Source organism: Streptomyces sp. WAC00040 (genome assembly GCF_056835925.1).
Map to the genome: position 1 here is coordinate 1035511 of NZ_JAKQZE010000001.1, position 25996 is coordinate 1061506.

Annotated in this window: 21 protein-coding genes; 6 read left to right on the forward strand and 15 right to left on the reverse strand. The window is 71.8% G+C overall.

Going from position 1 to position 25996, the window contains the following annotated elements:
• Window positions 1–27 precede the first annotated feature (27 nt).
• From MDN94_RS04650 to rsmI, 9 genes are all read right to left on the reverse strand, one after another.
• Window positions 28–1821: an outer membrane protein assembly factor BamB family protein gene (locus MDN94_RS04650; RefSeq protein WP_482724693.1), complete on the reverse strand. Its 1794-nt coding sequence runs from the start codon at window positions 1819–1821 to the stop codon at window positions 28–30.
• A 567-nt stretch (window positions 1822–2388) separates the two neighbouring features.
• Window positions 2389–4194, reverse strand: a complete 1806-nt coding sequence (locus MDN94_RS04655; protein WP_482724694.1) for an ABC-F family ATP-binding cassette domain-containing protein — start codon at window positions 4192–4194, stop codon at window positions 2389–2391.
• Window positions 4195–4237: 43 nt separating this feature from the next.
• Window positions 4238–5551: an acyltransferase family protein gene (locus tag MDN94_RS04660; RefSeq protein WP_482724695.1), complete on the reverse strand. Its 1314-nt coding sequence runs from the start codon at window positions 5549–5551 to the stop codon at window positions 4238–4240.
• A 568-nt stretch (window positions 5552–6119) separates the two neighbouring features.
• Window positions 6120–7025 (reverse strand): 4-(cytidine 5'-diphospho)-2-C-methyl-D-erythritol kinase, encoded by a 906-nt coding sequence (locus tag MDN94_RS04665; RefSeq protein WP_482724696.1) that lies wholly within the window; start codon window positions 7023–7025, stop codon window positions 6120–6122.
• On the reverse strand, window positions 7022–7882 hold the full coding sequence (gene rsmA / locus MDN94_RS04670; protein ID WP_453465376.1) for a 16S rRNA (adenine(1518)-N(6)/adenine(1519)-N(6))-dimethyltransferase RsmA: 861 nt from the start codon (window positions 7880–7882) through the stop codon (window positions 7022–7024). The genes MDN94_RS04665 and rsmA overlap by 4 nt, the downstream gene beginning before the upstream one ends.
• Window positions 7879–9360, reverse strand: a complete 1482-nt coding sequence (locus MDN94_RS04675; RefSeq protein WP_482724697.1) for a ubiquitin-like domain-containing protein — start codon at window positions 9358–9360, stop codon at window positions 7879–7881. Before MDN94_RS04675 ends, rsmA begins: the two co-directional genes overlap by 4 nt.
• Before the next feature lie 121 nt (window positions 9361–9481).
• The gene (locus MDN94_RS04680; protein ID WP_482724698.1) at window positions 9482–10351 is read right to left on the reverse strand and encodes a TatD family hydrolase; all 870 of its coding nucleotides are present in this window, start codon (window positions 10349–10351) and stop codon (window positions 9482–9484) included.
• 33 nt (window positions 10352–10384) lie between these two features.
• Window positions 10385–10891 carry a hypothetical protein gene (locus tag MDN94_RS04685; RefSeq protein WP_482724699.1) on the reverse strand — a complete coding sequence of 169 codons (507 nt, stop codon included), beginning with the start codon at window positions 10889–10891 and terminating at the stop codon, window positions 10385–10387.
• 154 nt (window positions 10892–11045) lie between these two features.
• Window positions 11046–11900, reverse strand: coding sequence for a 16S rRNA (cytidine(1402)-2'-O)-methyltransferase (gene rsmI / locus MDN94_RS04690; protein ID WP_482724700.1), 855 nt, complete (start codon window positions 11898–11900; stop codon window positions 11046–11048).
• A 63-nt stretch (window positions 11901–11963) separates the two neighbouring features.
• On the opposite strand from rsmI, the gene MDN94_RS04695 reads away from it, so the two are divergent.
• Window positions 11964–13694, forward strand: coding sequence for a dolichyl-phosphate-mannose--protein mannosyltransferase (locus MDN94_RS04695; protein ID WP_482724701.1), 1731 nt, complete (start codon window positions 11964–11966; stop codon window positions 13692–13694).
• 153 nt (window positions 13695–13847) lie between these two features.
• Here MDN94_RS04695 and MDN94_RS04700 read toward each other — a convergent pair whose 3' ends face one another.
• Window positions 13848–14351, reverse strand: a complete 504-nt coding sequence (locus MDN94_RS04700) for an allene oxide cyclase barrel-like domain-containing protein (protein WP_482724702.1) — start codon at window positions 14349–14351, stop codon at window positions 13848–13850.
• A 285-nt stretch (window positions 14352–14636) separates the two neighbouring features.
• On the opposite strand from MDN94_RS04700, the gene MDN94_RS04705 reads away from it, so the two are divergent.
• Genes MDN94_RS04705 through MDN94_RS04715 form a run of 3 tightly spaced genes read left to right on the forward strand, consistent with a single transcriptional unit; the run spans window position 14637 to window position 17696 of the window.
• The gene (locus MDN94_RS04705; protein ID WP_482724703.1) at window positions 14637–16280 is read left to right on the forward strand and encodes a penicillin-binding transpeptidase domain-containing protein; all 1644 of its coding nucleotides are present in this window, start codon (window positions 14637–14639) and stop codon (window positions 16278–16280) included.
• 55 nt (window positions 16281–16335) lie between these two features.
• The gene (locus MDN94_RS04710; protein ID WP_482724704.1) at window positions 16336–16830 is read left to right on the forward strand and encodes a YbaK/EbsC family protein; all 495 of its coding nucleotides are present in this window, start codon (window positions 16336–16338) and stop codon (window positions 16828–16830) included.
• The gene (locus MDN94_RS04715) at window positions 16827–17696 is read left to right on the forward strand and encodes an EamA family transporter (protein ID WP_482724705.1); all 870 of its coding nucleotides are present in this window, start codon (window positions 16827–16829) and stop codon (window positions 17694–17696) included. The genes MDN94_RS04710 and MDN94_RS04715 overlap by 4 nt, the downstream gene beginning before the upstream one ends.
• Before the next feature lie 105 nt (window positions 17697–17801).
• On the opposite strand, the gene MDN94_RS04720 is transcribed toward MDN94_RS04715, so the two are convergent.
• The gene (locus MDN94_RS04720) at window positions 17802–18395 is read right to left on the reverse strand and encodes an MBL fold metallo-hydrolase (RefSeq protein ID WP_482724706.1); all 594 of its coding nucleotides are present in this window, start codon (window positions 18393–18395) and stop codon (window positions 17802–17804) included.
• An 82-nt stretch (window positions 18396–18477) separates the two neighbouring features.
• Here MDN94_RS04720 and MDN94_RS04725 point away from each other — a divergent pair, with 82 nt between their 5' ends.
• Window positions 18478–19434 (forward strand): GlxA family transcriptional regulator, encoded by a 957-nt coding sequence (locus MDN94_RS04725; RefSeq protein WP_482724707.1) that lies wholly within the window; start codon window positions 18478–18480, stop codon window positions 19432–19434.
• A gap of 278 nt (window positions 19435–19712) precedes the next feature.
• On the opposite strand, the gene MDN94_RS04730 is transcribed toward MDN94_RS04725, so the two are convergent.
• Window positions 19713–21008 (reverse strand): MFS transporter, encoded by a 1296-nt coding sequence (locus tag MDN94_RS04730; RefSeq protein WP_482724708.1) that lies wholly within the window; start codon window positions 21006–21008, stop codon window positions 19713–19715.
• Window positions 21005–22264, reverse strand: coding sequence for an aminotransferase class V-fold PLP-dependent enzyme (locus tag MDN94_RS04735; protein WP_482724709.1), 1260 nt, complete (start codon window positions 22262–22264; stop codon window positions 21005–21007). Before MDN94_RS04735 ends, MDN94_RS04730 begins: the two co-directional genes overlap by 4 nt.
• Between MDN94_RS04735 and MDN94_RS04740 the strand changes: the two genes are divergently transcribed.
• Window positions 22263–23696, forward strand: a complete 1434-nt coding sequence (locus tag MDN94_RS04740; RefSeq protein WP_482724710.1) for an aminotransferase-like domain-containing protein — start codon at window positions 22263–22265, stop codon at window positions 23694–23696. The genes MDN94_RS04735 and MDN94_RS04740 overlap by 2 nt on opposite strands.
• A gap of 290 nt (window positions 23697–23986) precedes the next feature.
• Here the strand turns inward: MDN94_RS04740 and MDN94_RS04745 are convergent, their stop codons facing one another.
• Both MDN94_RS04745 and MDN94_RS04750 read right to left on the reverse strand, forming a co-directional pair.
• Complete coding sequence (locus tag MDN94_RS04745; protein ID WP_482724711.1) at window positions 23987–24772, reverse strand: SDR family NAD(P)-dependent oxidoreductase; 786 nt, start codon at window positions 24770–24772, stop codon at window positions 23987–23989.
• Window positions 24769–25959 carry a serine hydrolase domain-containing protein gene (locus MDN94_RS04750; RefSeq protein WP_482724712.1) on the reverse strand — a complete coding sequence of 397 codons (1191 nt, stop codon included), beginning with the start codon at window positions 25957–25959 and terminating at the stop codon, window positions 24769–24771. Before MDN94_RS04750 ends, MDN94_RS04745 begins: the two co-directional genes overlap by 4 nt.
• Between the last annotated feature and the right edge of the window lie 37 nt (window positions 25960–25996).

Sequence of the window (25996 nt, forward strand, 5' to 3'; positions counted from 1 at the left end):
AGGTGGGTCCTACGACGGCGGAATCGGTCACTGGCCGAAGCCCATCATGGTCTTCGTCTCCTTCTCGGCCTTGTCGTTGGGCGCGCTCACACGACCGCTGGCGATGAAGAACCGGCCGTCCGCGTATGCCATCTTCGGGGAGTAGAAGGAGTTCTCGATCTCGGCGGTCGAGGCCGGGTGCTGGAGCAGCATCTTCGGCGCCCCACCGGTCGGCGCGACGGTGGCCACACCACCGCCCGTGTCGTACGAGGGCTGCATGTAGACGAGGACGTTGCCGCCCTCGATGCGCAGCGGCGTCATCTTGCGCTCCGCGCCGGCCGGCGCGCGCCAGGCTTCCTTGCCGCTGTCGAGGCTGAAGGCGACGAGCTCGTTGGCCTTGCCGTACTCGGTCTCCGTGGCCATGTAGAAGTGCTTCGCGTCGGCCGCGACACCGGTGCAGCCCTCGAGGTTCTGACCGAAGATGACGAACGCGCCGCCACAGCGCGGCTGGAACTTGTCGTTCTTGCCGCCCGAGATCTGCGAGCGCAGCTTGCCGTTGTCGGTCAGCGCGATGATCGACCACTTCTTCTCCGGCTCACGCTGGGTGATGGAGATGACCAGCGGGCTCGCGGAGTAGACCTTGTCGATCTCCCAGCCCTCGGGAGTGTTGTACGTCCACCGGGGCTTGCCGCTGGCGGGGTCGATCTCCTGGAGCTGCTGCTTCGGCTTGTCGTAGTCGTCCGTGGGGCAGCTCGCACCGGCCAGCAGCTTGGGGCCGCCGGCGAAGGCGAACGGCTTGCAGCCGCTGCCGGGCTTGCCGAAGAGCTGCTTACCGTCGGCCATCGAGAAGCCGTAGGAGTTGCCGCTGCCGCCCACCGCGAGCGTGGTGCCGCTGATGGCCAGGGTGAAGTCGGAGAGGGAGGCGAAGGCGCCGGACGCCTTCGGGATCGGCTTCTTCCAGCCGGCCTTGCCCGTCTTCAGGTCGATCATTTGGAGGTCGTTGCACTTGGCCTTCTCGGTGAGGCCGTCCTTGACCCCGATGACGATCTTGCCGTCGGCCGAGGTCTGCGCCGGGGCAGAGCACACCTCCGCGGGCAGCGGCACGCTCCACTTCTTGCTGCCGTCGGTCACCGAATAGCCGGCGACCTCCCGGTACATGGCCTTGACGACCGTGTCGCCGGTGACCCACGGGCCGAACACCTCGGCGCCGTTGCGGGGCAGGTCGATGTCGTTCTTCGTCAGGAACAGGACCTTGGCCTCGCCGTCCTTGCGGCCGGCGTTGAGGTCGTCGTCGCCTTCACGTCCGGTGCCGCTCCCGTCGCCCTGGTCGACGGACTCGGAACCGGTCGGCTTCGGGTCGTCGCTCGACTTGCTGACGGCCGGCTTGTCCTCCTTGCCGTCACCACTGCTGACGACGTACCAGGTACCACCGCCGACAAGGAGCAGCGCGGCGGCCGACGCGGCCACGATGATGCCGGTCTTCCCCTTGAAGAAGCCCCCGCCGCCGGGTGCGGGCGCACCGGGGTACTGCGGCTGCGTGGGGTAGCCGCCGTACGGACCCGGCTGGTTGTAGGCGCCGGGCTGCTGGTTGTACGGGCCCGGCTGCTGCGCGTACGGCCCCGGCTGCTGGGGATAGCCGTAGCCCGGCTGGCCGGGAGGCTGCTGCGGGTAGCCGTAGCCGGGCGCCGGCGCGCCGGGAGGCGCCATCGGCGGCGGTCCCTGCGGGGCGGGCGGCATCTGCTGCGGTTGCGCGGGCGGCTGGGGCTGCTGAGGAGTTCCCTGCTGAGGATCCTGCGGGGCTCCGAAGCCTCCCTGCGGGGGCTGGTTCGGCGGCTGCGTCATGGCGTACTACCTCATGGGTGGGAGATGCGAGTGGGAGTCGGGGATGTCCGGGTGACCCGGACCGCGTTCATCTGCCGGAAGCCGTCACGGTGTTCAGCAGCACCTTCCGCTCACCGCCCGAGGGCGCGGTCACGGACACGCCTCCCGCGCAGGGCGGGGGTTTGATGCGGTGACGACGCCGCCGGGCGCGGGTGTGCCGGCGTGCACGGCGGACGGCTGCGGCGAACGGGTACGGCCGGCGGATCCGCGTACGGCTGCGGAACCCCGCGCCCATGGTCCGCGGGCCGTGCCTGACCGGACGGCGGCGGCTGCCCCATCTGCGCTTCCCCCTTCGTACGGTCTGCTGCCCGGACGAACTCCCCCGCTCCTCCGGCAAGCGCATCGACCGGAAGGAGTGATTCGGACACGAACCCCGTTGTTCAGCATCAGTCGAGCGGGCCTTCTTTGTATCACCCGTGACCAGCGCAGAGCGGGGTCGGTCCTCCCCTGTTCCCAAGGGAGGACCGGGCCGTGATGGGGTTGTTACGCGCTCTGCACGGCTTCTCTACGGGTGGCGGGAGCCACCCGTCAGGCGTCTTCCGCCAGTTCGAGCCATCGCATCTCCAACTCTTCTCGCTCGGCGGCGAGTTCGCGAAGCTCCGCATCCAGCCTGGCGACCTTCTCGAAGTTCGTGGCGTTATCGGCGATCTGCGCGTGCAGCTTGGTCTCCTTGTCGGAGACCTTGTCGAGCTGCCGCTCGATGCGCTGGAGTTCCTTCTTCGCCGCGCGGGTGTCGGCCGCCGACTTCTCCTTGACGGCGCCGGCCGGGGCGGGCGGCGGCGTCGGCACGGCGGCCTCGACCATCCGGGCCCTGCGCTCCAGGTACTCGTCGATGCCACGCGGCAGCATCCGCAGCGCGCCGTCGCCGAGCAGCGCGAACGTACGGTCCGTGGTCCGCTCGAGGAAGAACCGGTCGTGCGAGATGACCACCATCGAGCCGGGCCAGCCGTCGAGGACGTCCTCGAGCTGCGTCAGGGTCTCGATGTCGAGGTCGTTGGTGGGCTCGTCGAGGAAGAGGACGTTCGGTTCGTCCATCAGCAGGCGCAGCAGCTGGAGCCGGCGGCGCTCGCCGCCCGACAGGTCGCCGACGGGCGTCCACTGCTTCTCCTTGCCGAAGCCGAACTGCTCGCACAGCTGGCCCGCGGTCATCTCCCGGCCCTTGCCGAGGTCGACCCGGTCGCGGATCTGCTGGACCGCCTCCAGCACGCGCAGCGCGGGCGGCAGTTCGGTGACGTCCTGCGAGAGGTAGGCGAGCCGTACGGTCCTGCCGACGGTGACCCGGCCCGCCACGGGCTGCTCCTCGCCGCCGGATCCGGCCGCCGCGGCGAGCGTACGCAGCAGTGAGGTCTTGCCCGCCCCGTTGACACCGACCAGACCGATGCGGTCGCCGGGGCCGAGCTGCCAGGTCGTATGCTTCAGCAGCACCTTCGGGCCGGCCTGGACCGTGACGTCCTCGAGGTCGAACACCGTCTTGCCGAGCCGGGCGGACGCGAACTTCATCAGCTCGGACGTGTCACGCGGCGGCGGCACGTCGGCGATCAGTTCGTTCGCCGCCTCGATGCGGTAGCGCGGCTTGGACGTACGGGCGGGGGCGCCGCGCCGCAGCCATGCCAGCTCCTTGCGCATCAGGTTCTGCCGCTTGGTCTCCTCGGTGGCGGCGATCCGCTCCCGCTCGGCCCGCGCGAAGACGTAGTCGGAGTAGCCGCCCTCGTACTCGTACACGTCGCCGCGCTGCACGTCCCACATGCGGGTGCAGACCTGGTCGAGGAACCATCGGTCGTGGGTGACGCAGACGAGCGCGGAACGGCGCGTCTGAAGATGCCGGGCGAGCCAGGCGATGCCCTCGACGTCGAGGTGGTTGGTCGGCTCGTCGAGGACGATCAGGTCCTGCTCCGCGATCAGCAGCTTGGCGAGCGCGATACGGCGGCGCTCGCCGCCGGACAGCGGTCCGATGACGGTGTCGAGCCCCTGCGGGAAGCCGGACAGGTCGAGCCCGTCGAACAGCCCCGTCAGCACATCCCTGATCTTGGCGTTGCCCGCCCACTCGTGGTCGGCGAGGTCCCCGATGACCTCGTGCCGGATCGTCGCCTCGGGGTCGAGCGAGTCGTGCTGGGTCAGCACGCCGAGCCGCAGCCCGCCGCTCTGGGTGACCCGGCCGGTGTCGGGCTCCTCGAGCTTGGCGAGCATCCGGATGAGGGTGGTCTTCCCGTCGCCGTTACGGCCGACGACGCCGATGCGGTCTCCCTCCGAGACGCCGAGGGAGACCCCGTCGAGCAGGGCGCGTGTTCCGTACACCTTGCTGACTGCCTCGACATTGACCAGGTTGACGGCCATTTCTCTCCTGACAGGGGGAACGATCGACCTCCCAGCCTACTTGTCAGGCGCGGCTGCCCCGTCCGGCCCGTTCCACCAGCAGCCAGCCGCCGAGCGCCATGGCGACGGCGGCCGGGGCGCTGACGTGCACGGCGACCAGCATCGCCGTCCTGCCCTCGAGGAGCCCGCCGAATCCGACCATGGAAAGACCCAGGATGCCGAACAGGCAGAGCGTGATCCCCGCGGCGGCGATCGGCCCGGTGCCCGGCACCGGCGTGACGGCGCTCCGCACGGGACGCTCGAACCTGCGGAACACGGCGACGAGCAGCGCGGTCAGCCCGGCCGCGGCGGCGATGCGCAGCGGCGTCTGCGCCCACCAGGCCGCCGACGCCGGAGCCCGCAGCGGAAGCCCGGCGGCGATCATCGCCCCGTAGACGCCGAGCATGGCGGTGAGGTGCCACAGGAAGGCGGTCATGGCGATCCCGTTGGCGGCCACCACCCCCCGCCAGACGCGAGCCCGCCGCACGAGCCGTCCGCCCGGTCCCTTCAGCAGCTCGACCGCGCCGACCAGCCACAGCCCGTGGAACAGCAGGGCGAGGGTCGGCGGGGCCATGTTCGAGATCTTCTCGCCGGGCATCCCGACCATGGACAGCGGATACGGCCCGAGCGCGACGAGCGCGGCGGCCCCGGCGAGACCGGCCGCCGCCAGGGCGGCGGGCATCCGGATGCGCCCATCGGCACGCAGGAAGCCGAGCTGGTGGACGGCGAGCCAGACGAAGGCGAAGTTCAGGAACTCGACGAACGGCACATGGGCGGCGAACCGCAGCACGTCCACGGCCGCCGCCGCGCCGAGGAGCGCGCCGAACGCGCCCCAGCCGAACCGCTCGTGCAGCTTCAGCAGCGGCGGGGTGAAGGCGACCATGGCGAGGTAGATCCCGATGAACCACAGCGGCTGCGCCACGAGCCGCAGCGCGACCCCGGTCATCCCGCCACCCCCGCCGAGCAACTGCACGACGAGCGCGGCGGCGCCCCAGACGAGGACGAACGCCATCGTGGGCCGCAGGAGCCGCTGGAGCCGGCCGCGCAGGAACACCGAGTACACGGACCGGTCCGGGTGCCGGCGCCGCAGCGACCGGTAGGACAGGGCATGCGAGAACCCGCCCACGAAGAAGAACACGGGCATCACCTGGAGGGCCCAGGTGAGCAGTTGCAGCTCCGGTACGACGGCGAGAAGGTTCCCGATGCCGTCGTCAGTGACCGCCGCCATGAGCCAGTGCCCGGCGACGACGGTCCCGAGCGAGGCGACCCTCAAAAGATCGATGTACCGGTCCCTGCTGCCGGGGGTGGCGGCGGCAAGCTCACGAACGCTGGTTCCCATGGGGGTTACGGTGCCGGGGCGGCGGGGTCGGGCGGGAGAGCGCTCGTACTCAGGTGGGCGGTGAGTACGTGGGTGGGGGCCGCGGGCGTGTACTTGGGCCGCTGTGCGGGCGCGTGGGCCGCTGCGCGGGGCCGTTCCCCTTTCCCCCTTCCCGATGTGCGGCTGCGCCGTGTGGCGGGCAGGTCCCGGACCCCGTACCGCGCTCCGCGCCGTGCCCTCGAACTCCCCCACGGCCCGGCGGCCGTGGGAGGTGCCCCGGGCGGGCTGGATTTCGCCCCGCGAAATCAGCCCCCGACGGCGGAGGCCTTTCAAGCCGCGTCGGCGGAGGCAACTCCTGCCTCGCCGGCGTTGGAGGCGCGGAGGTCCGGTGGGTCCCCCTCACGCCGCCAGGCGTGGAGGAGCCCCGAAACACCGCGCGGAGCGCGGTACCGGGCCCGGGCGCAGCCGATACGGGGCCGGTACAGGATCCGGGCGCAGCCCGGCAGGGGGTCCCGGCGCAGCCCGGCAGGGGTCCGGGCGGAGCCCGGGTTCGGGGAGGGGCGGGGAGGGGAAACGCCCCGCGCAGCGGTCACGCCCCGCCCGTGACCACCCTCGCCCCCACCGCCGGCGCCCCCGCGACCCGCGCGGCCCGGCACGTGCCCGACGCGAGCAGCGCCGACGCCACCGCGTCCGCCGCCTCCTCGTCCTTCACGAGGAACGCCGTCGTCGGGCCGGAGCCCGAGACGAGCGACGCGAGCGCCCCCGCGGAGACACCGACCGCGAGGGTGTCCGCGAGGGACGGGCGCAGGGACAGGGCCGCCGGCTGGAGGTCGTTGGAGACGGCGTCCGCCAGCGCGAGGACGTCGCCCGTGCGCAGCGCGTCGAGGAGCGCCGCCGAGGCCGCCGGCTCCGGAACGGCGCGGCCCTCGTTCAGCCGGTCGAACTCCCCGTACACCGCGGGCGTGGAGAGCCCGCCGTCCGCCACCGCGAACACCCAGTGGAACGTCCCGCCGACCTCCAGCTCGGTCAGCCGTTCGCCGCGGCCGGTGCCGAGCGCCGCCCCACCCACCAGGCTGAACGGCACGTCGCTGCCCAACTCCGCACAGATGGCGAGCAGATCGTCCCGCGAGGAGCCGAGACCCCAGAGCGCGTCGCACGCGAGCAGCGCGCCCGCGCCGTCCGCGCTGCCGCCCGCCATGCCGCCGGCGACGGGAATGTCCTTGTCGATGTGGATGTGGACGTCGGGCGAGATGCCGTGGCGGGCTGCCAGCAGTTCCGCGGCCCGCGCGGCCAGGTTCGTACGGTCCAGGGGGACCTGCCCGGCGTCCGGGCCGGAGCAGGTGATGCTCAGAAAGGGGGCCGGCCGTACCGTCACCTCGTCGTGGAGGCCGACCGCCAGGAAGACGTTGGCCAGGTCGTGGAAGCCGTCGGGGCGCGCTCCGCCGACCGCCAGCTGGACGTTGACCTTGGCCGGCACCCGTACCGTGACGCTCACTTCTTCGCCTCCGCGATCCGCGCGAACTCCTCCACCGTCAGCGACTCGCCCCGTGCCTGCGGCGACACGCCCGCCGCGACCAGGGCCTGCTCCGCCGCGGCCGGTGATCCGGCCCATCCGGCGAGCGCGGCGCGCAGCGTCTTGCGGCGCTGGGCGAAGGCGGCGTCGACGACCGCGAAGACCTCCGTCTTGGAGGCGGTCGTCGCCACCGGCGAGGTCCGGCGCACCAGGGAGACGAGGCCGGAGTCCACGTTCGGCGCGGGCCAGAAGACATTGCGGCCGATCGACCCCGCGCGCTTGACCTCGGTGTACCAGTTGGCCTTCACCGAGGGCACGCCGTACACCTTGTTCCCGGGGCCGGCGGCCAGCCGGTCGGCGACCTCGGCCTGGACCATCACGAGCGTCCGCTCGATCGTCGGGAAGCGGTCGAGCATGTGCAGCAGGACCGGCACGGCGACGTTGTACGGCAGGTTCGCGACGAGCGCGGTCGGCGGCGGCCCGGGGAGCTCCTGCACGTGCATCGCGTCCGAGTGCACCAGCGAGAACCGCGAGGCCCGGTCGGGCAGTCGCGCGGCGACCGTCGCCGGCAGCGCGCCGGCGAGCACGTCGTCGATCTCCACCGCCACGACCCGGTCGGCGGCCTCGAGCAGCCCGAGGGTCAGCGAGCCGAGCCCGGGGCCGATCTCGACGACCACGTCGTCGGGCTTCACCTCGGCCGTGCGCACGATCCTGCGGACCGTGTTGGCGTCGATGACGAAGTTCTGGCCGCGCTGTTTGGTGGGGCGTACGCCCAGCGCGGCGGCCAGCTCGCGGATGTCGGCGGGGCCGAGGAGTGCGTCGGGATCAGTGGTGCTCACCGATACAGCCTACGGCCGCAGTGCGGCCACGGACTCGCCCCCCGCTGCACATAGAGCTTCTTCGCCCGGTACGTCTGTTCCTCCGCGGGCGCGTCCTGCGGACGCCCGGTGCCGCCGAGGGAGTGCCAGGTCGCGGTGTCGAACTGGTACAGCCCGCCGTAGGTGCCGGAGGGGTCGACGGCGCCGGGCCGCCCGCCCGACTCGCACTCGGCGAGCGCCGCCCAGTTCAGCCCGTCCGCCCCGCGCACCGAGGACGGCGGCTGCCTGGTGCCGACCTTGACCTGCCCGGTGACGGGTTCGCGCACGACGTCCGTGGCGGTCCGCCGCGGTTTCTGGCGTACGCCGTCGACGGTCCGCAGGGCGTACGTGACCCTGCGCACGCCCGGCCGTCCCTGCCGCACGACGACCTCGGTACCCGTGAAGAGCGCGGGGTCCAGGGTCTTCTCGACGGCGAAGCCGATCGGCTCCTCGCGTACCTCACGGCTGCCGGTGATCCGTGTGACCGTGACGGTCTGGCCGTCGTGGGGGAAGCCGCCGGGCGGCACGGAGGTGGAGTCCTGACCGCGCAGCACGATCCCCGCCTCGCCGAGGGCCTCGCCCACGGTGGCGGCGTTGGTGCGGATGGTGCGTTCGCGTCCGTCGGCCATGAACGTGACGGCCCTCTCGGTGCGCACGTCCAGCGCCAGGCCGGTCCTCGGAATCCGGGTCGAAGGCGGCACGGAGAGGTACGCGCCCTCCGCGCGCACGCCCAGTTCCCGCAGGGCCGCTCCGACGGTGGTGGCCGTGGTCCACACCTCGCCGGGCCGTCCGTCGAGGGTGAGTCTCAGCGGTCTGCCGTGGCGGACGGTGACCTCGTCGCCGCTGTCGAGGTCCGCTTCGGGGCCGGGGGTGACGACGTCGTGCGCACGCAGGTCGAGGCCCTCGTCCTGGAGGAGTTCGGCCACGTCGTCGGCGAAGGTGTGCATGCTCCGCGGCACGCCGTCGACGGTGAGCCGGATCGCCTTGTCGTCGGCCACGAACGCGGTCGTCCCGCCGGCGAGGAAGGCGACGACGAGGGCTTGCGGGACGATCCGCCGCAGCCTGTCCGGCCGCTCCGCGGGCCGGCGGCGCCGGGATCCACCGCGTCGCGCCTGTACGCGGCGGCCCGGCTCCTCCGCGACGCCCGCGTCCCGGAGATCCACGTACGGCAAGGTGGGCGCCTGCGCCACGGCAGCCCGGCGGTGCGGCGGGACGGCTCCCGCCGGGATCGCGCCCGCGTCCGGGTCCACGAGGGTCAGCGCCCCGCGGCCAAGGTGCGGCAGGGTGGGCGCGTACGCCGCCCCGCGAGGCGCCGCGGCCCGGCCGTCCACGACCGTCGGCTGCGGCGCGCTGCTGTACGGCACCACGGTGGCCCGGTCGGCACCGGCCTCCGCCAAAGGCCGGGCACCGGCACGGCGTGAGCCGCGCGCCGCACGGTGACTGCCCTGTGAATTACTCACGCTCACGACGCTCCGTCAGGTCCGGTCAGCCAAGTGGCACCGGACAGTAGCGGAGCGCTGGTCACTCTCCAAAGCGACTCGAACACTCAGCGTTGCGACGGGTGAGGTCGCCCCGATCGGCTCAGTAGCCGAACGCCCGGGCGGTATTGGCCGCGATCGCCGCCGCCAGCGTGTCCTCGTCGGTGCCCCTGACCTGCGCCATGGCCCGCAGCGTGACCGGAATCAGATACGGCGCGTTGGGCCGTCCGCGGTAAGGCGCGGGAGTGAGGAACGGCGCGTCCGTCTCGACCAGCACGAGATCGGCGGGCGCGACGGCGAGCGCGTCACGCAGCGGCTGCGCGTTCTTGAAGGTCACATTGCCGGCGAAGGACATGAAGTAACCGGCGGCCGCGCAGACTTCGGCCATTTCCGCGTCGCCCGAATAGCAGTGGAAGATCGTGCGTTCCGGCGCACCTTCCTCCGCCAGAATGCGCAGCACATCCGCGTGCGCGTCGCGATCGTGGATGACGAGCGCCTTGCCGTGCCGTTTCGCGATCTCGATATGCGCCCGGAACGACCTTTCCTGCGCGGCCATTCCCTCGGGGCCGGTGCGGAAGCGGTCGAGTCCCGTCTCGCCGACGGCCTTGACCACGTCGAGGGCGGCCAGCCGGTCGATCTCGCCGAGGGCGTCGTCGAGCGCCGCGTACCCGCCCGCGTCCCGTGCCCCCTGCCGCGACCAGCCGTCAGGGTCCCCGAGCACGATCCTCGGCGCCTCGTTGGGGTGCAGGGCGACAGCGGCGTGCACCTCGCGGTGCGCGGCGGCCGTCTCCGCGGCCCACTGGGAGCCCTTGATGTCGCAGCCCACCTGGACGACGGTCGTCACACCGACCGCGGCCGCCCTGGCGAGGGCCTCCTCGACGGTGCCTTCCTGCATGTCCAGGTGGGTGTGCGAATCGGCGACCGCGACACCGAGCGGTTCGGGCAGCGGCGGCGGTGCGGATTTCGAACTCATGGGCGCGATCCTACGGAATCCGCCCCCGGTCGCTCACTTGCGGTGGTGGAAGGGGTGCAGCAGGTCGGAGAGGTGCCAGTGGTGCTCCTCGGGCGCGGCCTCCCCGCCCGTCCCGCCTTCCGTGACGACCTCCTCCGCCGTCGCCCCGGACGGCGGAGGTGCGGAAGACGTGGGTCGGTCGCCGGGCCGGTCCACTCGCGGATCGGGCACCTCCTCGCCCGGCAGCGGCCCCGAGGGGGACAGCCGCGGCACGGCGCTCGTGGCGGTGGAACCGGTCCCGGTCAGGCCCATCAGGTTCTGCACCGTGGAGACCCGCCCCGCCCGCATGATCCGTACGACGTGACCGCCGCAGTTGACACAGGTCGGGCTGGACAGCGGCGAAGGGACCCGCCGCCCGTCCGACTTGTAGACGACGAATTCCTGGCCCGACGGATCGACATGGTGCTCGATGTCGTAGGACTGCTCCCAGCCGTGCCCGCAGCGCATGCATGCGAAGGAATACTCCTCATGCACCTTCGCGGGTCCTGTGGTCTCACCCATGCCAGCTCCTCTCCACCTAATCCAGTGGACGCCTTTTCCGGCGGGAGCGCACCAGCGCTGTCGATCGATTGAGCGGTCTTGGGATTTTCCATACAGAAAAGGGGTCAGGACACGGTCTGCGCTTTGCTTTTCACGATAGACCTTTGCCCCCCGCCTACGCGGGTCGAGCCGCGTTCTTCGCCGCGACGACCGCGTCGAAGACCTCCCGCTTGGGAAGCCCCGCCTCCGCGGCGACCGCCGCGATGGCCTCCTTGCGCCGCTCCCCCGCCTCCTCCCGCACCTGGACCCTGCGCACCAGTTCGTCCGCGCCGAGCTCGTTCGGCCCGGACTCGGGCGCGCCCTCGACGACGACGGTGATCTCACCGCGGACGCCTTCCGCCGCCCAGGCAGCCAGCTCGCCGAGGCCGCCGCGCTTCACTTCCTCGTACGTCTTGGTCAGCTCGCGGCAGACGGCGGCCCTGCGGCTCTCTCCGAAGACCTCCGCCATGGCGGCGAGCGTGTCGTCGAGGCGGTGCGGGGCCTCGAAGTAGACGAGCGTGCGGCGCTCGCTCTGGACCTCCCGGAGCCTGCCGAGCCGCTCACCCGCCTTGCGGGGCAGGAAACCCTCGAAGCAGAAGCGGTCCACCGGCAGCCCCGACAGCGCGAGAGCGGTCAGCACGGCGGACGGGCCCGGTACGGCGGTGACCTTGATGTCCTTCTCCACCGCGGCGGCGACCAGCCGGTATCCGGGGTCGGAGACGGAGGGCATGCCCGCGTCGGTGACGAGCAGCACCCGTGCCCCGCCGGCCAGCGCCTCCACGAGCTCCGGTGTACGGGCCGCCTCGTTGCCCTCGAAGTAGGAGACGACCCTGCCCCGGGTGTGCACACCGAGGGCCTGGGTCAGCCGGCGCAGCCGCCGGGTGTCCTCGGCGGCGACGATGTCGGCGCCCTCCAGTTCGGCGGCGAGCCGGGGCGGCGCGTCCGCGACATCACCGATGGGCGTCCCTGCGAGTACCAGCGTTCCAGTCACACTCTCCATCCTCCCAGCACTGCCGAGCACCGATCGCACAGCCGTGTTCCCTACGATGGCGCGGTGACCAGTACCGCGCCACAGCCCCTGCGGGGCAAGGACGACGCCGAACAGCAGCCGCCCGGCTGGGAGAGCCGGCTGCGCCGATTCGGCTACACGCCCCGGCCAGTGATCGGGCTACGGGACCGGCTGGTGCCGCCTTTCACCCGGCCGTCCCGGCAGGTGTGGGCGGTCTTCGGCATTCCGCCGCGGGCGGTGGAACCGCTGCTCCGCATCGCCGCGTGGGGCGGACCGCTGCTGGTCGCCCTGGTCGCGGGCCTGCTGCGGTTCTGGAACCTCGGGCAGCCCCATGCGGTGATATTCGACGAGACGTACTACGCCAAGGACGCCTGGGCGCTGATCAACCAGGGGTACGAGGGCAGCTGGCCCAAGAACGTCGACAAGTCGATCCTGAACGATCCGTCGGCCGTCGCGATCCCCACCGATCCCGGTTACGTGGTCCACCCGCCGGTCGGCAAATGGATCATCGGCCTCGGCGAGAAGATGATCGACTTCTCACCCTTCGGCTGGCGCTTCATGGTCGCGGTGCTGGGCACCCTGTCGGTGCTGATGCTCTGCCGCATCGGCCGGAGGCTGTTCCGATCGACGTTCCTCGGCTGTCTCGCGGGCCTGCTGCTGGCCGTGGACGGCCTGCACTTCGTGATGAGCCGCACGGCTCTGCTCGACCTGGTGCTGATGTTCTTCGTGCTGGCGGCGTTCGGCGCGCTGGTGCTCGACCGCGACCGCTCACGACAGAAGCTCGCGGCGGCGCTTCCGGAGGAAGAGGACGGCAGGCTGCGTCCGGACGCCCGCGTCGCGGAGACCCTGCGCCTGGGGTGGCGGCCGTGGCGGCTGACGGCCGGAGTGATGCTGGGCCTGGCGGCCGGCACCAAGTGGAACGGGCTGTACATCATGGCCGCCTTCGGCCTGATGACCGTGCTGTGGGACGTGGGCTCGCGCCGCACGGCCGGCGCGGTCCAGCCCTACCTCGCCGTCCTGAAGAAGGACCTCGTGCCCGCCTTCGCCTCCGTCGTGCCGGTGGCGCTGGTGACCTACATGGTCTCGTGGACCGGGTGGCTGGTCACGGACAAGGGCTACCACCGCAACTGGGCCTCCACCGGCGCGGGCAAGGACAGCGCCTGGAGCTGGCTCTTCCCCGACTGGTGGCGCAGCTTCTGGCACTACGAGACCCAGGTCTACGACTTCCACGTCGGCCTGACGTCCGGCCACACCTACGAGTCCAACCCATGGAGCTGGCTGGTCCTCGGGCGCCCGGTCTCGTACTACTACGAGGACCCGAAGCCGGGCATCGACGGCTGCCCGAAGGACGCGGTCGACAAGTGCGCCGCGGAGGTCCTCGCCCTCGGCACCCCGCTCCTGTGGTGGGCTGCCTGCTTCGCGATCTGCTACGCCCTGTGGCGCTGGCTCTTCCGCCGCGACTGGCGCGCGGGCGCGATCCTGTGCGCGTTCGCCGCGGGGTGGGCCCCCTGGCTGATGTACCAGGAGCGCACGATCTTCCTCTTCTACGCGGTCGTGTTCGTCCCGTTCCTGTGCCTCGCGGTGGCGATGATGATCGGCGCCATCCTCGGCCCGGCCGGCTCCGACGAACGCCGCCGCGCGATCGGCGCTATCGGCGCGGGCGTACTGGTCCTTTTGATCGTCTGGAACTTCATCTACTTCTGGCCGATCTACACGGGCACCCCGATCCCGGTCGACGAATGGCGCAACCGCATGTGGCTCGACACCTGGGTGTAGCCGGGCAGGAACACGAAGGGCGCGGCCGCAAGCCGCGCCCTCTTCGTGGTGGTCCGACATCGAGCCGGGTGGTGGCGGCGTCAGCGGGAGCAACCGAATCGGCAGGCCGTGCCGTGGCGGGCCGGCCTTCCCGCCCGGCGGAGGCGCGGTCGGTCAGTACTTGAGGTTGATCGTGAAGCGCCTCGTGCCCGGAGCGATCGTGTCGGCGTGGACCGAGCCACGAGCCCGGTCGTATTTTCCGGTGCCGCCGGTGATCCCGTTGTCGAACGAAGGGGGAGGGCCCGGGACGAGATGGCCGAAGACCATCCCCTGCACGGAGAGCTGGCCGCCCGGGAGGGTGTAAGTGACGACGCACACCTCCGCTCCGCCGTTCGCGACCCGGGTGGTGGTGCACGTGCCGGCGGTCTCGCCGACCTCGTTGCCGGCCCGGTCGAAGAGGATCGAGCGGACGACGGTCCGATCGCCCTGGGCGGGGGCGCCGCCCGGGTTGACGGGGAAGCGCGACTGCTCCGCGAGCCGGCCGATGAGTGTGATGACCCGGTCCTTGCCCTCGGCGTGGGCGGAATCGGTGTCGGAGGCGGCCGCGACAGGGAGGCAGGCGAGAAGCGTGACCAGCGCGGTGGCCGTGCCGAGACAGGCTGCTCTGATGGGGCGCATCTTTGGCTCCTGAGGTCGATGATCATGGATGGTCCGGTGACCTTCATAGCCTCGGCTCTGCCGCCGCCCGAACGTCCCGGCGCGACCCACCGAAAGATCCGACCGGTCGGACCAAGCACCAAGGACCAACCCAGGACGAGCGACCACCCGCCCGACAGCTGACATCGCGGTCGTCGCGTTCCCATAACTACCGCCCCCTGTGTCCCTCCTGTCACGTAGAGTGCCAACGACTCATGCCCTTGAACGTGTTCAAGAGCATGCACACTCTGGGGAGGGGCTGCGGTCATGCGCAGTGGAGCAAAGGTCGGCATCATCGCCGGCGCGTTCGTGGTGGTCGCGAGTGGCGTGGGCTACGGCGGCTACAACCTGTACAACGGGCTGACCGGATCCGGCGGGGGCGGTGACGCGAGCACCAAGGCAGCGTCGGGCGAGAGACGGAGCGGCCCGCCGAGCGCGGACGAGATCGATGAGACCGCGACGGAGTTCCTCGCGGCCTGGGCCGCCGGCAAGGGCTCCGAGGCGGCGCAGCTGACCAACAACCAGGGCGAGGCGGAGCCGCTGCTGACGGGTTTCACGGAGCAGGCACACGTCTCGAAGGCCGTCATCAAGCCCGGCCGGGCGGCGGGCGCGACGGTGCCGTTCACCGTGGAGGCTACGGTGACGCACGAGGGGAAGAGCAAGCCCTGGTCGTACGCCTCGAAGCTGACCGTGGTGCGCGGGCTCACCACGGGCAGGGCGCTGGTCGACTGGCAGCCGTCCGTCGTCCATCCCGAACTCACCGCGGGCGCCTCGCTGGTGACGGCGGAGGCGTCGGCCCCGCCGATCAAGGCGCTCGACGACAACGGTGTCGAGCTCAGTGAGGCGAAGTTCCCCTCGCTCGGTCCGGTCCTCGACGCGCTGCGCAAGGAGTACGGGGACAAGGTCGGCGGCACGCCGGGCGTAGAGCTGGCGATCACCTCCACCGACGCGAACGTGCCCGATCGCAGCCTGCTGACGCTGACCGAGGGAAAGGCCGGCACCCTGCGCACCACGCTGGACGCCGGGGTGCAGGCGGCGGCCGAGAAGGCCGTGGCGGACTACGCCAAGGCGTCCGTCGTCGCGGTCCAGCCCAGCACGGGCGAGATCAAGGCGGTGGCCAACGCCCCCGCGGAGGGCTTCAACACGGCGTTCCAGGGAGCGCAGGCGCCCGGTTCGACGATGAAGATCGTGACGGCCGCGATGATGCTGGACAAGGGCCTGGTGAACGGGCCGAACTCGCCGGTCGAGTGCCCGTCGACGGTCACCTGGGAGCGGGAGTTCCACAACCTCGAGGACTTCTCGATCCCGGGCGCGACGTTCCAGCAGGCCTTCGCCCGCTCCTGCAACACCACCTTCATCAAGCCGGTGAAGCCGCTGGGCGCCGCTGCCGGCACGGCGCTCGGCGAGACCGCCGCCAAGTACTTCGGCATCGGCCTCAACTGGAAGGCCGGCGTGGTCACCGTCGACGGAAAGGTCCCGGAGTCGACGGGTTCGGAGACCGCCGCCTCGTACATCGGCCAGGGCCAGATCCAGATGAACGCCCTCAATGTCGCCTCCCTCGCAGCGACTGTGAAGAACGGCGGCTTCAAGCAGCCGGTCATCGTCCCGCAGAGCCTGGACGACCGTGAACTGGCGACCGCGCAGCGGCTGCCGGCCTCGATGGCGGCGTCCCTGCGGCAGATGATGCGCGCGGCGACCGTGGGCTCCGGAACGGCGACGGCGGCCATGGCGTCCGTCGGCGGCGACAAGGGCGCGAAGACCGGCTCCGCGGAGGTCGACGGCCAGGGCGACTCCAACAGCTGGTTCACCGGCTACGCCGACGACCTGGCCGCCGCGGCGGTCGTCCAGGCCGGCGGACACGGCGGCGACTCGGCGGGCAGCACCGTCGCCCGTGTGCTGAACGCGCGCTGAGCCACCGGGCGAAAACCTTCGCGTGGCCCGTACAGCTACCGCTAGCGTGCGGGCCATGAGCACTCACGACGAAGCCACCGGCGCCCACCTTCTTTTCGCGGAGGCCCTGCGCGAGCTCGGTCTCGACGTCCCGGTGCGCCGCTTCCCGGACGCGACCCGTACCGCCGCTCAGGCCGCGGAGGCCATCGGCTGCGAGGTCAGCGAGATCGTCAAGTCGCTGATCTTCACCGCGGACGGGGCGCCGGTGCTCGTGCTGATGGACGGCTCGTCGCGGGTGGACGTGGAGCGGGTACGGCAGGAACTCGGCGCCGAGTCCGTGAAGCGCGCCGATGCCGACCAGGTACGGGGGACGACGGGCTATGCGATCGGCGGCGTCCCGCCGTTCGGCCACCGCACCCGCACGCGGGTACTGGCCGACCGCGGGCTGCTCGACCACGAAGTGGTGTGGGCGGCGGCGGGAACCCCGCACACGGTCTTCCCGCTCGACCCGAAGTCCCTGATCGCACACGCGGGCGGCACTCTGGTGGATGTCCGCGAGCGCACCGCGTGACCCCTCTGGTCACCGGGGCGGTCCTCGCCGCGGCGTTGACCCACGCCGGCTGGAACGCGCTCGCGCACCGGATCAAGGACCGGCTGGTCGTCTTCACCCTGATCGTCGGGGGCGCGTCGGTCATCGGTGGGCTGATGGCGCCGTTCGTGCCGGTCCCGGCCGCCGGCGCCTGGCCGTATCTGATCGCGTCGGCGGTACTGCACGTCGGCTACCACGCGCTGCTGCTGCGGTCGTTCAGCCTCGGGGACTTCGGCCAGGTGTATCCGATCGCCCGCGGCACGGCCCCGCTGGTGGTGACCGCCGCTGCCGCCCTGTTCGTCGGCGAACGCGTCAGCGGCGGGCAGATGGCGGGCGTGGTGGTCGCCTCGGCCGGGCTCGTCGGCCTGGCGGTGTGGGGCGTCGTGCCGCTGGGCCGCCGGGCGGGGGTGGCCGCGCGGCCGCACTGGCCGGCGGTGATGGCGGCGCTCGCGACGGGCCTGTCGATCTCCGCGTACACCGTGATCGACGGGATGGGCGTGCGGCAGGCCGGTACGGCGGCCGGCTACATCGCCTGGCTGATGATCCTGGAGGGCATACCCCTGGTCCTCTACGCGATATACGTCCGCCGGGCCGCGCTGTGGCCGCAACTACGGCCGTACGCGGGGCGCGGGCTGCTGGGCGCGGCGATGGCGGTCACCGCGTACGGACTGGTGCTCTGGGCCCAGACGCGTGCGCCGCTCGCGCCCATCGCGGCGCTGCGCGAGTCGTCGATCATCGCGGGAGCGGCGATCGGCGCGCTGTTCTTCAAGGAACGCTTCGGTGGCCCGCGGATCGCGGCGGCGGTGCTGATGGTGGCGGGCATCGGCCTGATGCTGACGGCCGGCTGACGCCCTCCGCGACGGCCGGGCGCAGCCGGGTGCCGGCGCTCGCCCGACGGCGTTCCCGGCGGGCGTGCACCCCAGGTGGCCGGTGCTCCGCGGGACGCGGGGCGGCTAGCGCGGGGCGGTGTCGTCGGCCGGGAACGCAGGACCGTGACCGGGCACGATCAGGTCCGCGGTGGCGAGCACCCGCAGCCGGGACTCCCGCAGTGTCTCGTGATCCGGGGCCACCGGGTCGACCACCGGCCCGTTGGGCCGCCACCACAGGTCGCCCACGAAGGCGACGACACCCGAATCCGTGCCTGCCAGCAGGGTGATGTCCTCGAGGCTGTGTCCCGGCGTACGGATCAGCCGCAGCGACGGGCCGAGTTCGTGGCCCTCGGCGTCGCGGTCGGTCCACTGGTCGTTCTGGTAGATCGCCTTGTGGTCATGGACACGGGCCTGCCCGAAGAGACCGACGTTCATGGTGTTGTCCGGATGATGGTGGCTGAGTACCACGTCGGTGATGTCATCGGGACCGAGCCCCAACTCGGCGAGCGGGCCGAGGATCCGGTCCCGGCCGGCCACCATGCCGGGGTCGATGATCACATGGCGTCCCCCGTCACGGACGTAGGAGACGGTGGCGGCGACCCCGGGACCGGTGGAGAGGGTGTAGCCGGTGGTCAGGATCGTGTACACGGCGCTGCGGCCGAGCGGTGCGTCTGTCATGGCCCCCAGTCTTCGGGCCTGGCGGCTGTCCCACGAGTGGCCCTGCTGCCACTGATCGCAGGATTCGTGCCACACTGCCCGTATGCCGCCGTTCGTGACCGTCGCCGCCTACGCCCCGCCCGGTGTCGGCATGCTGGGCGCGGGCATCGTCTCCGAGGTGTTCGACGCGCGCGGCCAGGGCATGCCCCGCTTCGACTTCGCCCTGTGCACGGACCGACCGGGAAGGATCCGCAGCGATGTCGGGCTGCCACTCGTGGTCGAGCACGGTCTGGACCGGCTGGCCGCGGCCGACTTGGTGATCGCCTTGCCCTGGGCGGACTTCCGCACGCCGCCTGGACGGGCCGTACTCGATGCGCTGACCGCCGCACATGAGCGCGGCGCGCTGGTCGCGGGACACTGCGTCGGCGCTTTCGCGCTCGCCGCGGCCGGGCTGCTCGACGGGCGGCGCGCCACCACCCACTGGCGATTCGCCGGTCTGCTGGCCGACCGCCACCCGGGCATCACCGTCGAACCCGACGCGCTGTACATCGACGAAGGCCGGATCGCCACGGGCGCGGGAGCCGCTGCCGGATTCGACCTGTGCCTGCACCTCCTGCGACGCGAGTACGGCGCCGCCACGGCCAACGACATCGCCCGGGACCTGGTCCTTCCGTCCCACCGCGATGGCGGGCAGGCCCAGTACCTGGCCACCCCGGCCCCCGAGGACTGTCAGGACGAACGGCTCGCGGAAGTGCTCGCCTGGGCCCGGGAGCACCTCCACGAGCCGCTTCCGGTGGCGGAACTGGCCCGCCGCGCCCTCATGAGCCGTCGCTCCTTCGCCCGGCGCTTCGCCGCCTCCACCGGCACCACCCCGCACGCCTGGCTGCTCGGCCTGCGACTCAGCCGCGCAGAGGAACTCCTCGAGACCACGGACCTCCCGGTCGAGGAGATCGCCCGCTTGGTCGGCTACGGAAGCGCGGCGGTGCTGCGCGAACAGTTCGTACGGCGCCGGGGCGTGCCGCCCCGTTCCTACCGTCGGTCCTTCACCCGCATGTCGTGAGCGAGGAGGGCGTGCCCTGTCCGTGCCCATCGGAGCGCTGAACAGCGGTCGGCACTGGTACGGACAGGGCACGCGACCGACTCCGCCAACCGTTTCCGCAGGTCATGCATCACATCAGGGCCCGGAGCGGCACCGATCCCGAGCCTGTGGCGCGCCTTCGATTCCCGTCATCCGCTCAAGACAGGAAGGCCCAGGTCGGCAACCTGGGCCTTCGTCGTTCTCCAGAGACCGGAGTCGGCCTGACGCCCGCCCTCAGGTCCCGTCCCACGTCACCCCTCTCAGCCGGCGGCCTGCTCGTCCGCCGGAGCCGTCGGCAGACGGGCGAGTCGGCTCACGGGAGACATGACGAGCGCGATCAGCACCACGGCTGATCCGATCGCCGCAGCGGTCAACGCGCCGTGGGCACCGAGCCGGCCGGACAGCAGGCCCGCGGACAGGCCCCCGAGGGCGCCGCCGCCGAACAGCAGGGTGCGGAAGACCGCCGTCATCCGGCCCATCATCGACTGTGGGGTACTGGCCTGACGCAGGCTGACGATGACGACGCCGGCGACACCGAGCCCGAGGTAGCTGGTGAAGAAGGACAGGACGAACATCCCCACCATCACCGGCCGAGGGCCGGACGCCAGGACGATCAACAGGGGGCCGAGCAGGAGGGCCGACTGCGCGACGAGGTAGACCGGCCCGAGCCGGAAGCGCCGGATCACCCTGCGGGAGACTCCCGCGCCGATCAGACCGCCCACCGAAGCGGTCGCGAAGACACCACCGAGGGCCGTCGATCCGAGGTCCAGGTCGCGTGTCCCGTAGAGCAGGAACATGGTCCACACGGTGACCATCGAGAAGTTGCAGCAGAACCCGATGAGCGCGAGCGACCGCAGGACCGGATTCTTCAGCACCCACCGCAGACCGTCCCGGAGTTCGGTCAGCACGCGGCGTCGTACGCTCGCGGGCTCGGGCCGCGGCTCAGGGGTGCGGATGAGCAACAACGAAACCACGGACGCCAGATAGGAGAACGCGTCCGCGATCAGCGCTACGGGCGCGGTCAGGGCACCGACCAGGACACCGGCGAGCCCAGGTCCCGCCACATCGGCCGCCGATGAACTCACCCCCATCTTGGCGCCGGCCTCGACGTAGTGTTCGGGATCGCGCACCAGGGTCGGCACGTAGGACATCCAGCTCACGTCGAACAGCACCGAGGCGACGCCGACGGCACAGGCGATCACCAGCAGCGAGACCATGCCGAGCGCGTCCGTCCAGTACAGGACGGGCACGAGGGCCAGCAGAGCCATCCGGACGAGGTTGGCGCCGAGCATGATCCGCCGCCGCCGGGCGCGGTCCACCCACACACCGAAGATCAGGGCGAGCCCGAGGTACGGGACGAGCTGCAGGAACCGCAGGACCCCGACCTGTTCGTCGGTGGCGTCGAAGGCGGTGATCGCGGTCAGCGGCAGGGCGAGGTTCGTGACCTGGGTGCCCAGCAGCGACAGCGTCTCGCCGAGCCAGAACTTGAGGAAGTCGCCGTTGCGCCAGAGGCTTTTCACGGCCACCTCCGCGGTGTGCTCCTGCAGGGCGGTCACCGGCGCCGTCCCCGCCGGCGGCCGGGTGCCTGACGGACGAGGTCGGCGACCGTGCCGACGACGTGGTCCACCTCCTCCTCGGTGTTGTAGTAGTGCGGCGACAGGCGCAGACACCATTCGATGCCCTTGTCCCCGAAGTCGAACTGCGCGAACTCGCGGAAGCTGAGCGCCGAGTTGATACTCCGGTCGTCCATGGCCGCCTTGAACGGCTGCGGCTGCCAGCCCTCCACCGCGAAGGTGACGAGCGCGGCCAGCCGCGGACCGCGGTCGAGCACCCGCACTCCCGGGACGGTCTCGAGCCGGTCGCGCAGCCGGGCCGCGAGCGCGGGTGTGCGCTGCTCGATCGCCTCGATGCCGACCTCGCGGGCGTAGCGCGTCGCGGCGGCGCTGCCGAGCACCGTGGCATAGGGGAACTCCCATTCCTCGAACCGGGCTGCCGTCGGGGCGGGCTCGTACGCGCCCGGCCCGGTCCAGCGGGCACCGTGCATGTCGATGAACAGCGGTTCGTAGCCCGCCCGCAGGACGCGGTCGGAGACGTACAGGAATCCGGAGCCGCGCGGGCCGCGGAGGAATTTGCGGCAGGTGGCGGTGAGGAGGTCGCAGCCGATCTCTTCCACGTCGATGACGAACTGGCCCACCGACTGGCAGGCGTCCACCAGGTAGAGCAGGTCCAGCTCCCGGCAGTGACGGCCGATCTCGGCGATCGGCGAGACCAGTCCCGAGTTGGTGGGGACATGGGTGGCGGACACCAGGCGCGGGCGGTGGGTCCGCATCAGCGCGGCCATCGCCTCCACGTCGACGCCCCCGTCGGGGCCGTTGGGAGCGTGGACGATGCGTACGCCGAATCGCTTGCGCAGGGACAGGAAGGCGATCTGGTTGGAGACGAAGTCGTCACGGGTGGTGAGGATGACGTCGTCGGCCTCGAAGGGGATCGAGGACAGGGCGTTGGCGTAGGCATGGGTGGCGCTGCCCGCGAAGGCGATGTTGTCGGGCGTGGTGTTGATGAGGGCGGCAATCTCCGTGTAGAAGCTGCGCACTTCGGTGGCGCGGGCGGCCGACGCCTCGTAACCGCCGATCCGTGCTTCGAGGTTCAGATGGCCGACCATCGCGTCGAGTACGGAGGAGGCCGGCAGTCCGCAGCCCGCGTTGTTGAAGTGGATGACCTTCCGGCACCCCGGGGTGTCGGCCCGCAGCGCGGCGACGTCCAGCTGAAGTGCTTCCCGCCCAGGACCGATAGCGCTATTCTCTTCTCTCATGAATGACGGTAGCACTTCTGGCGAGTTGGTCGACAGGCTTCGGGCACTGCTCTCTCGGCTCTCGCCCGGCGACCGGCTGCCGAGCAGCCGCGAGCTGATCAAGGAGTACCGGGTCGGCCCCGCGACCGTGGCGCGGGCCATCGCCGCACTGGCCGCCGAGGGTGCGGTGGTGACCCGTCCAGGCAGCGGGACGTACGTGGCGCAGCGCACCCGGCTTCCCGACGAGGGCACCGGCACCGACTGGCAGACGGTCGCCCTTACGGACCGCGCCGTCGACACGCACCTGATCGTCGATCCGCTCGGACCGCCGCCGGCCGGGACGATCACCATGGACGGTGGCTACGTGCACCGCTCGCTCCAGCCCACCCGGGCCCTGAGCGCGGCGCTGGCGCGCGCGGCACGGCGCCCGGATGCCTGGGACCGCGCACCGGTCGGCGGTCTGACGGCGCTGCGTACCGTGTTCGCCCGCATCGTCGGCGGCAGCGTGGCACCGCAGGACGTCCTGGTCACCGCCGGCGGACAGAGCGCGCTGTCGATCGCGTTCCGGGCCATCGCCGGACCCGGCAGCCCGGTCCTGGTGGAGTCGCCCACCTATCCCCGCGCGCTGACCGCCGCCCGCGCCGCGGGGCTGCGGCCGGTGCCGGTCCCGCTCGACGCCGACGGGTTGCGGCCCGACCTGCTGGCCGACGCGTTCGCGATGACCGGCGCACGGCTGCTGTACTGCCAGCCGACCTTCCAGAACCCGACCGGCACGGTACTGGCGCCCGAACGGCGCCGTCAGATCCTCGATGTGGCACGAGCCTCGGGCGCGTTCGTGATCGAGGACGACTTCGCACGGCACCTGGGGCACGGCGGCGCCGTGCCGCGGCCGCTGGTCGCCGATGACCGCGACGGCACGGTCGTCCACATCACCTCACTCACCAAGCCCGCAGCCCCGAGCCTGCGGATCGGGGCACTCGTGGCCCGCGGACCGGTCATGGAGCGCATGCGGGCGGTGCGCCTCGTCGACGACTTCTTCGTCACGCGTCCGCTCCAGGAGGCCGCGCTGGAAGTGCTCAGCTCCCCGTCCTGGGACCGGCACGTCCGCTCTCTCGGTACGGCGCTGCGCGAGCGGTGCGCCGTACTGGCCGCCGCGGTCACCCGGGAGCTCCCGGGTGCGGCCCTGTCCGGGCTGCCGAGCGGAGGACTGCACCTGTGGGTACGTCTGCCGCCCGGCGTGGACGACACCGTACTCACGAGCACCGCCCGGCAGCGTGGCGTCGCCGTGAGCGCCGGCAGCCGCTACTTCGCCACAGAGCCACCGGCGGCTCACCTGCGCATCGGGTTCGCCGCAGCAGCCGACCACGCGGAGCTGACGCAGGGGGTACACCGGCTGGGAGCCGCGCTCATGGATCTCGACCAGAAGCGGGAAGGTGAGGCGCGGGAGGACTGAGCCACGGCCATGGGTGAATCCACAGGCGCGGAGTCCAGCCCGGATGCGGCCACCGTGGCCCGCCGCAGCCCAGCAGCGACTGGTGTCCCCGGTGACGTTCAGGAGGCGAAGAACGCGAATCGCCGGGCAGCCTCCGCAGGCGTGAACCCCTGCCCTCGCCCAGCGGCGTCATCATCAGGCGTGAACCCACTCGCTCAGCGGTGTCATCATCACCTCGTGGAGCACGGAGATCACGCCCGTGAACAAGCTGCTCGGCACGCTGACCGTACGAACCGCACGGCAAGGGGCGGCTACTGGCGGTCCGCCGCGCGCTCGTCCACCACCATCTGCCGGAATCCGGTGTTGACGGCCAGCAGCCCGCCGTCGACCGGCAGCGTCGCGCCCGTGACCCAGGCAGCGTCCCGTGAGGCGAGGAAGGCGACCGCAGCGGCGATGTCCTCGGGCTCACCTACCCGGCCGAGCGGGTAGACACCGCTCAAAACCTCGAGGCTCTTCTCCCGGCCCGCCCACGAACGGGTGCGGATCGTACCAGGGTTGACCTGGTTGACCCGGATGCCGCGTGCGGCGCCCTCACCCGCCAGGGTGCGGGTCAGCGACGCGAGGCCGGCCTTGGCCGCGCTGTAGGCGTGGCCGCCGAAGTCCTGTTCGGCGTTGACGGAGCCGATGTTGACGATCGCGCCGCGTCCATGAGCGGCCAGGTACGGCCACGCGGCCCGTGCGCACCGCAGCGCGCCGCTGAGCGTGACGTCCAGGTCCTGTTCCCAGCCGTCGTCCGGCAGCTCCTCGAGCGGCCCGAAGTGTGGGGAGGCCGAGAACGCGTTGTTGACCAGCACGTCCAGGGAACCGAAGTTCTCCACCGCGCGGGCCACGGCCGCCTCCGCCGACGCCCGGTCGCCGACGTCGCAGCGGACGAAGGCCGCACCCTCGATGGAGGCCGCGGTCCGCTCCGCGGCCTCGGCGTCGATGTCGGCGATCAGGACCCGCGCGCCCTCGGACGCCAGCCTGCGTGCCGTCGCCTCGCCGATGCCCCGTGCACCGCCGGTGATCAGTGCCCCGCAGCCCTCGAAACGTGTCATAGAGCCGAACGTACCGCCCTGATGAGGGCCTGGGCACGGGGGTCGGCGGTAACGCCCTTGCGCATGCCGTTGGTCGTGTACCCGAGGGCGATGCCCGATTCGGGGTCGGCGAAGCCGAGCGAACCGCCGCGGCCGGGGTGGCCGAAGGACCCAGGTCCCAGCAGCGGCGACGCGGGGCCGTGCAGCATGAAGCCGAGCCCGAAGCGGGTGGGCACCACCAGGACCCGGTCGGGTCCCGCGGACTCCTCGGTGCGGGCCAGCGTGAGCGTGGCGGGCGCGAAGAGCCGGCGGCCGCCGTCGACGTCGCCGATGGTCGCCGCGTAGAAACGGGCGAGCGCGCGGGCGGTGGATATGCCGTTGGAAGCGGGCAGTTCGGCGGTGCGGTAGACGGGGTCGTTCTCGTCGGGGAAAGGGTCGATGGCTCCGAAGGCGCGGCGGGTGAGGGAGGCAGGATCGCGGTACGCCTCCGCCACTGAGCGCTTGGGGCGCAGCCTGAGGCCGCCGCCCTCGGCGGCCGGGGGTTCCGCGACGGGGCCGAGCCGGCCGACCCGGTGGGCCTCTTCGCCGGGCAGTCCTATCCACAGGTCGAGGCCGAGGGGGCGGGCTATCTCCTCCGCGACCCAGCGGCCGATGCCGCGTCCGGTGACCCGGCGCACCAGTTCGCCCAGCAGCCAGCTGTAGGTCTGCGCGTGGTAGCCGTGGTCGGTGCCGGGATCCCAGACGGGCGCCTGCGCGGCGACGGCGGCCGGCCCGCCGATGCCGTCCGCCGCCTGCGCGGGGGTGAGCGGACGGTCCAGCACCGGCAGCCCCGCGCGGTGTGCGAGGAGGTGACGTACGAGGACGCGTTCCTTGCCGGCCGCCTTGAAGTCGGGCCAGTAGGTGCCGACGGGCGCGTCCAGGTCGATCTGGCCGCGCTGGTGGAGCAGGAGGACGACGGCCGCTGCGACGCCCTTGGTGGCGGAGCGGACGACCTGTGCGGTGTCGAGCGCCCACGGCTCTTGCCCGTCCACGTCCCGGGTGCCTGCCCACAGGTCTACGACCTTGCGCCCGTCACGGTAGACGGCGACGGCCGCCCCGCGTTCGCCGCGCTGTTCGAAGTTGCGTGCGAAGGCGTCCGCGACCGCCTCGTAGCCGTCCGCCACCGTGCCCCGGACGTCCACCACGTCTGCTCCTTCGCTGCGATCCATCCCCCCATGGTGCAACGTGGTCCGGACCACTGTGACC